At 40.0% G+C, this 6550-nt stretch carries 9 protein-coding genes; all 9 read left to right on the top strand.

Annotated elements, in window-relative coordinates; translation table 11 throughout:
• The coding region (locus QZ565_RS00960; RefSeq protein WP_295524290.1) for a cation transporting ATPase C-terminal domain-containing protein at positions 1-810 on the top strand (810 nt) is incomplete at its 5' end.
• Positions 811-945: 135 nt separating this feature from the next.
• Positions 946-1344: a transcriptional regulator Spx gene (gene spx, locus QZ565_RS00955; protein WP_000591165.1), complete on the top strand. Its 399-nt coding sequence runs from the start codon at positions 946-948 to the stop codon at positions 1342-1344.
• A gap of 66 nt (positions 1345-1410) precedes the next feature.
• A complete protein-coding gene (locus tag QZ565_RS00950) occupies positions 1411-1980 on the top strand; it encodes an SP0191 family lipoprotein (RefSeq protein WP_125452343.1) in 570 nt (189 codons plus the stop codon).
• Between the two features lie 86 nt (positions 1981-2066).
• Entirely contained in the window at positions 2067-2333 is a 267-nt protein-coding gene (locus QZ565_RS00945) for an IreB family regulatory phosphoprotein (RefSeq protein ID WP_000507059.1), read from the top strand.
• A gap of 3 nt (positions 2334-2336) precedes the next feature.
• Complete coding sequence (gene ruvX, locus QZ565_RS00940; RefSeq protein WP_033628869.1) at positions 2337-2756, top strand: Holliday junction resolvase RuvX; 420 nt, start codon at positions 2337-2339, stop codon at positions 2754-2756.
• 15 nt (positions 2757-2771) lie between these two features.
• Positions 2772-3077, top strand: a complete 306-nt coding sequence (locus tag QZ565_RS00935; protein WP_000017620.1) for a DUF1292 domain-containing protein — start codon at positions 2772-2774, stop codon at positions 3075-3077.
• Between the two features lie 207 nt (positions 3078-3284).
• Entirely contained in the window at positions 3285-4535 is a 1251-nt protein-coding gene (locus tag QZ565_RS00930) for a folylpolyglutamate synthase/dihydrofolate synthase family protein (protein ID WP_295524287.1), read from the top strand.
• A gap of 85 nt (positions 4536-4620) precedes the next feature.
• Positions 4621-5085 (top strand): SP_0198 family lipoprotein, encoded by a 465-nt coding sequence (locus tag QZ565_RS00925; RefSeq protein WP_295524285.1) that lies wholly within the window; start codon positions 4621-4623, stop codon positions 5083-5085.
• Between the two features lie 193 nt (positions 5086-5278).
• On the top strand, positions 5279-6547 hold the full coding sequence (locus QZ565_RS00920; RefSeq protein ID WP_295524283.1) for a nucleotide disphospho-sugar-binding domain-containing protein: 1269 nt from the start codon (positions 5279-5281) through the stop codon (positions 6545-6547).
• Positions 6548-6550: the final 3 nt, after the last annotated feature.

The following is a 6550-nucleotide window of genomic DNA, read 5'->3' as shown; positions in this document are numbered from 1 at the left end:
ATCAATGATGCTCCTTCTATGAAAGTTGCAGATGTGGGGATTTCTGTTGATACAGCAGTAGATATTGCCAAAGAAACAGCGGATGTTATCCTACTTGATAAGGATCTCATGGTGCTTGAAAAAGGACTTGTTGAAGGGCGTAAGGTCTATGCCAATATGACCAAATATATCAAAATGACAGTGAGTTCTAATTTTGGAAATATCTTATCCCTATTAGTCTCTGGAATATTTTTACCATTTTTACCAATGGCGCCAGTCCATTTGATTATCCTAAATCTAGTCTATGATTTATCTTGTATCGCCTTGCCTTTTGACAAGGTGGACAAAGATTTTTTGAGAAATCCGCATACCTGGGAAGCTAGGTCCATCACACGTTTCATGATTTGGATGGGACCTATCTCTTCTGCCTTTGATATTTTGACCTTTATTTTGCTTTATTTTATCATTGTACCCATGACAACAGGTCAAGCTTATGTTCATGGGGCAGAGTCTGCCGTAGGATTTATTGTCTTGTTCCAGACAGGTTGGTTTATCGAGTCTATGTGGTCACAAACTATGGTTATCCATATGTTGCGTTCAGCTAAAATTCCCTTTTTACAAAGTCGTCCAGCTTGGCTAGTTCTTGTGACAACCTTATTGGCTGCAGCCTTTGTGACCTTCCTTCCCTACAGTCCTCTCGCAAGCCTACTTCATCTCACTCCTTTAAAACCGATTTATTTCATCTTTTTACTTTTCATCATTATTTTGTATATGATTAGCGTGACAATTGTGAAAAAAATCTATATCAAGAAATATAAAGAATGGCTGTAAATTTCATTTTGTCAAGAAAAAAGTACGAAAATGACTAAAAAAGTCAAAAAAATTTAAAAATAGGTCGCAAGTCGGATGTTTTTTATGGTATAATAGACTAAACTGATAGTAACATGTAGCGAAAGGGGTAGGTACATGATTAAAATTTATACAGTCTCAAGTTGTACTAGCTGTAAAAAAGCAAAAACCTGGCTCAATGCCCACCAGTTAAGTTATAAAGAACAAAACCTTGGTAAAGAAGGAATTACGAGAGAAGAATTACTGGATATTCTAACCAAAACAGATAACGGAATAGCCAGCATCGTTTCATCTAAAAATCGCTATGCCAAAGCCCTTGGAGTGGATATTGAAGATTTGAGTGTCAATGAAGTCCTCAATCTGATTATGGAAACACCGAGAATTTTAAAGAGCCCAATCCTTGTAGATGAAAAACGCCTGCAAGTTGGCTATAAGGAAGACGATATTCGTGCCTTCCTACCACGCTCTGTCCGTAATGTAGAAAATGCAGAAGCACGTTTGCGTGCAGCTCTATAAACATCAAGGCTGGGAGTGCTTCCTAGCCTTGTTTGCTCTTTTAATTCAAAAATGATGTGAGGAATTATGAAAAAAATACTAATTACAAGTTTTGCACTACTTTTCCTGCTTGCTGGATGTGGGCAAAAAAAAGCGACAACTGCATCCTCTAGTAGTGAATCTGAAACATTACAGTCAACCCTACCTGTCCTAGAGAATGCTGAGAAGAATACAGTAGTTACAAAAACATTTATGCTACCGAAGTCAACAGACGGTAGTCAGCAAATTCAAACGGTCACATATAAAGGAAAACAATTTTTAAGTTTGACTATTGTTCAAAAAAGACCAATTACCGATGAATTGAAGACTTTTGTAACTGAGCATGGTGTAGAGGCTACTCAAAAAGCCCTCATGGAGGCTGAAGGTAAAGATACCTCGATTCAGGAAGCACGAAAGTTGCCAGGTTTTACACTTGAGACGAAGATACTAAGTGAAACAGAAATTCAAACAACAACTACTTATGATTTTCAGGTTTTAGATATCAAAAAAGCTTCACAGGTTGAATATCTAAAGAATATTGGCTTGGAAAATCTTTTGAAAAATGAACCGAGTCAATATGTAGCAGACAGATTGGCAAATGGTGCGACAGAACAGTAGAAAATCCAAATAAATAGACTGCCTGAATTGTAGAACGTAAGGAATTATGCTATAATGGTACTATTCTAAGGAAAGAGGGTGTTAGAATGGGATTTACTGAAGAAACAGTACGTTTTAAATTGGACGATTCCAATAAAAAAGAAATTAGCGAAACTCTGACTGATGTTTATGCTTCGTTGAATGATAAGGGCTACAACCCAATTAACCAAATCGTAGGTTACGTATTGAGTGGAGACCCTGCCTACGTTCCTCGTTATAATAATGCACGAAATCAAATCCGTAAGTATGAGCGTGATGAAATCGTTGAGGAATTGGTTCGCTACTACCTAAAAGGACAAGGAGTCGATCTATAATCTATGAGAATTATGGGATTGGACGTCGGTTCAAAAACGGTAGGGGTGGCTATTAGCGATCCGCTCGGTTTTACAGCTCAAGGGCTTGAAATCATCCAAATCAATGAGGAACAAGGCCAATTTGGTTTTGATCGCGTTAAAGAGTTGGTTGATACTTACAAGGTGGAACGATTTGTAGTGGGCTTGCCTAAAAACATGAACAATACAAGCGGACCGCGCGTGGAAGCTAGTCAAGCCTACGGAGCAAAGTTAGAAGAGCTTTTTGATTTACCAGTAGACTATCAAGATGAACGCTTGACAACAGTTGCCGCAGAGCGCATGTTGATTGAGCAAGCAGATATTAGCCGTAACAAGCGCAAGAAAGTCATTGATAAGTTAGCAGCTCAGCTGATTTTACAAAATTATTTAGATAGAAAATTTTAATACAAAGGAGAGGCTATGTCACACGATCATAACCACGACCACGAAGAACGTGAATTAATTACACTAGTAGATGAGCAAGGAAATGAAACCTTGTTTGAAATCCTTTTGACGATTGACGGAAAAGAAGAATTTGGTAAAAACTATGTTCTTCTAGTACCAGTTAACGCAGAAGAAGACGAAGACGGACAAGTTGAAATCCAAGCTTACTCATTCATCGAAAATGAAGACGGAACAGAAGGCGAATTGCAACCAATCCCAGAAGACTCAGAAGACGAATGGAACATGATTGAAGAAGTCTTCAACAGCTTTATGGAGGAGTAAAAACATCCAGTGGATGTTTTTAGCCCAGATCTTTGAAATAAAAAAGAGCTGGTAAGTCCGGGGGCGTTTTTAGCCCAAGTTAATATTCATAGTAGCTAGTTATTAGCTAACCAGGTGAGAGGTCGGGACGAAAATCCTGGCCTCGTTTTTGTTAGTTATGAGACTTTATTGAGGCAGTTGATTGAACCTGTAATTAAGGAGATGTATATGTTTGAAGTAGAAGAATGGCTCCATAGTCGGATTGGTTTGAATTTTCGATCAGGCTTGGGCCGAATGCAACAAGCGGTGGATTTGTTGGGGAATCCCGAGAAGTCTTATCCTATTATCCACGTGACAGGAACTAATGGAAAAGGTTCTACCATTGCTTTCATGAGGGAGTTATTTATGGGGCATGGCAAAAGAGTTGCGACTTTTACCTCCCCTCATATCGTCTCTATCAATGATCGAATCTGCATTAACGGGCAACCAATAGCTGATGCAGACTTCATCCGTTTGGCTAATCAGGTCAAGGAGATGGAGAAAACGCTTCTGCAAACCCATGACCAGTTGTCCTTTTTTGAATTGCTGACCTTGATTGCTTTTCTTTATTTTAGAGAGCAAGAGGTGGATTTGCTTTTATTAGAAGTGGGGATTGGCGGCTTACTTGACACGACTAATGTGGTAATTGGAGAGATTGCTGTCATCACCTCCATCGGACTTGACCATCAGGAGACTCTGGGTGACAGTATAGCAGCAATTGCAGAGCAGAAAGCTGGTATTTTTAAGGTTGGTAAAAAGGCAGTGACTGCCAAGCTGGCTCCAGAAGCTAGGCTTGTCTGTCAGAAAAAAGCTGACTCTTTAGCTGTTGACCTTTATCAGGCAGGTCAGGATTTTTCAATGCTGAATGGGAATTTTTCAAGCTCTTTGGCTAACCTTTCGCAGCTGAAAATAGGTTTAGAAGGAGCTTATCAGCAAGAAAATGCGGCCTTGGCGCTACAAACGTTTCTTCTTTTTATGAGGGGAGGCAAGGAAGTTGTTGATGAACAGGTTGTAAGACAGGCTTTGGAGAAGACCCATTGGGCTGGTCGCTTGGAGCGTATTCGTCCTCAAATTTACTTGGACGGTGCTCATAACCTCCCTGCCTTGACTCGCTTGGTTGAATTTATCAAAGAAAAAGAGCAGGAAGGATATCGTCCTCAAATCCTATTTGGAGCCTTGAAACGGAAGGATTATCAAGGGATGTTGGCTTATCTGACTAAAAAATTGCCTCAGGTGGAACTCAAGGTGACCGGCTTTGACTATCAAGGTTCTTTGGATGACACAGATGTAACAGGTTACGATATAGTTCCTTCTTACCGAGAATTTATTAGCAATTTTGAAGCAAGAGCAGATGCTCAGGATTTGCTGTTCGTTACAGGTTCTCTCTATTTTATCTCAGAAGTACGGGGATACCTACTGGACCATGAGCAGATAAATTGACCTCCTTTTTTGAACTTGTTATACTAGGGAAACTACTAGTTAGAAGGAATACTTCTGTAAATTGGTAGCAGAAAGGAAATTCGTCATGAAATTAAAAACATTCACACTTTCTCTTGCTTCTCTAGCAAGTCTTAGTCTTTTAGTAGCTTGTTCACAAAGAGCTCAACAAGTTCAACAACCAGTAGCTCAATCGCAAACACAACAAACTCAGCAATCACAACCTGCTGCTTCATCTTCGGCAGAAAATTCAAACCAGGCAACAACAAGTTCTTCACAAAATACAGTTACAGCCCAACCAACTAATATTGATGGAACTTATACTGGTCAGGACGAAGGAGATCGCATCACTTTGGTAGTGACTGGTACAACTGGTACATGGACACAGGTAGAAACTGACGGAGATCAAGAAATCAAGCAGGTTAGCTTCGATGCCGCTAATCAACGCATGATTATTGGGGATGATGCCAAGATTTATGCAATTAATGGAAATCAGATGATTATTGACGATATGGATAGAGAAGCGTCTGATCGCATTGTTTTATCTAAGTAAAGCTTATTTATCAAAAATTCCGATAAGATGAAAGATATTTGATGTATTACTCGATAAAAGTTAGATAGATTATACACATAAAGGAATGGGTCTTATACAAGATTCATTCCTTTTCCTTAAATATAAGTTCCACTTTTAGGAGTGGTACTCTTTTTGAGTAGTTCTTTTTAAAAAAATTTGTTATGCTAGATTTATGAAGAGAATCAAAATCGACGTGGTAGTACTCCCTTTAAGTGGACATCTCTTCCCAGCCCTGAATTTACTCGCACCTTTGTTGAAGGATCCTTTGTATGATATTCGATTATTCACAGGACCGCAACGAAAAGCTGTCGCAGAGGAGATGGGATTCCAGGTACTTCCCATTTTAGAAAATTTTGTAGATGAGTTTGAGCGTGTAGCCAACAATGAAGGGCAGCTAAATCTTATTTCTGCTTATCGGCAGTTGTCAGCTAGTCTGGATTTGATCAATCTAGTGTCAGACCAACTAATGCAAGAATGGCAGAAAAATCGACCAGATATTGTTATTGCGGATTTTATAACCCTCTCTGGAGGACTAGTGGCGGAACAGTTGGGAATTCCTTGGATAACAACCATGGCGACACAGTTTGCCATTGAAACGACAGATGGACCGCCTTGTTTCTTTGGAGGAATGGGCAGTCCAAAGAATCCTTTTCAGTCTGCCCAGCAATGGCTAGGAAGAAAAGGGACTCGTTTAGGAAAACGAATCGTAACCTTTTTATTGAGAGAACGCTTGAAACGTTACGATTTTAAGCTCTACAATCAAAAAAATCAGGAAACCATTTATTCACCCTATTCCATCTTGGGAATTGGGATGAAAGAGTTGGAGCTGAAAAGTGGTTTTCCAGATCACTACCTTTGGGTGGGACCTTTTGGGTCTTCGATTGAGAGGGCAGAAAATTATCCTCTTGATTTGGCTCCTTATGCAAATCATAAGAAAGTCCTCGTATCTTGTGGGACTCAGCTAGCATGGGCCAAAGACAACCTCCTCTATCAGACACAACAATTGGCAGAAGCACATCCAGATTGCCACTTCTTTGTGACTCTGGGGTTTGGCGGACAAGACTTCCAATGTGAAGAGTTCATGGACAATGTTTCTGTGGTATCCTATCTTCCCTATAAGGAGTACATTCCTCAGATGGATTATGTGATTCATCATGGTGGTGCGGGTATTTTTTACCAGTGTATCATCTATGGTAAGCCTGCCTTGATTCTCCCTCATGACTATGATCAGTATGACTATGCAGTTCGTGGGCTAGAGGCAGGGATTGCCCTGACTGCTAAACGAGAGGATAGAGAAGCGATTGGACGCGCTTTTGATGAGCTATTGGCTAGAGATGGCTGGTCAGAATTGAACAAACTCAGTCGTGCAGCTCAAATCTATCAGCCAACAGAGATTCTGAAGAGCGAAATACATCGGCTCTTGGGGGACAAGGAGAAGTAAAAA

This window comes from uncultured Streptococcus sp. (genome assembly GCF_915066115.1).
Classification (GTDB): domain Bacteria; phylum Bacillota; class Bacilli; order Lactobacillales; family Streptococcaceae; genus Streptococcus.
Note: the sequence above shows the minus strand (reverse complement) of the source record. Positions and strands in the feature narration are given on the sequence as shown.

What these genes read in the sequence shown, in the direction of transcription:
- spx (WP_000591165.1), top strand. Translation starts at nt 946, where the DNA reads ATGATTAAAATTTATACAGTCTCAAGTTGTACTAGCTGTAAAAAAGCA.
- QZ565_RS00950 (WP_125452343.1), top strand. Translation starts at nt 1,411, where the DNA reads ATGAAAAAAATACTAATTACAAGTTTTGCACTACTTTTCCTGCTTGCT.
- QZ565_RS00945 (WP_000507059.1), top strand. Translation starts at nt 2,067, where the DNA reads ATGGGATTTACTGAAGAAACAGTACGTTTTAAATTGGACGATTCCAAT.
- ruvX (WP_033628869.1), top strand. Translation starts at nt 2,337, where the DNA reads ATGAGAATTATGGGATTGGACGTCGGTTCAAAAACGGTAGGGGTGGCT.
- QZ565_RS00935 (WP_000017620.1), top strand. Translation starts at nt 2,772, where the DNA reads ATGTCACACGATCATAACCACGACCACGAAGAACGTGAATTAATTACA.
- QZ565_RS00930 (WP_295524287.1), top strand. Translation starts at nt 3,285, where the DNA reads ATGTTTGAAGTAGAAGAATGGCTCCATAGTCGGATTGGTTTGAATTTT.
- QZ565_RS00925 (WP_295524285.1), top strand. Translation starts at nt 4,621, where the DNA reads ATGAAATTAAAAACATTCACACTTTCTCTTGCTTCTCTAGCAAGTCTT.
- QZ565_RS00920 (WP_295524283.1), top strand. Translation starts at nt 5,279, where the DNA reads ATGAAGAGAATCAAAATCGACGTGGTAGTACTCCCTTTAAGTGGACAT.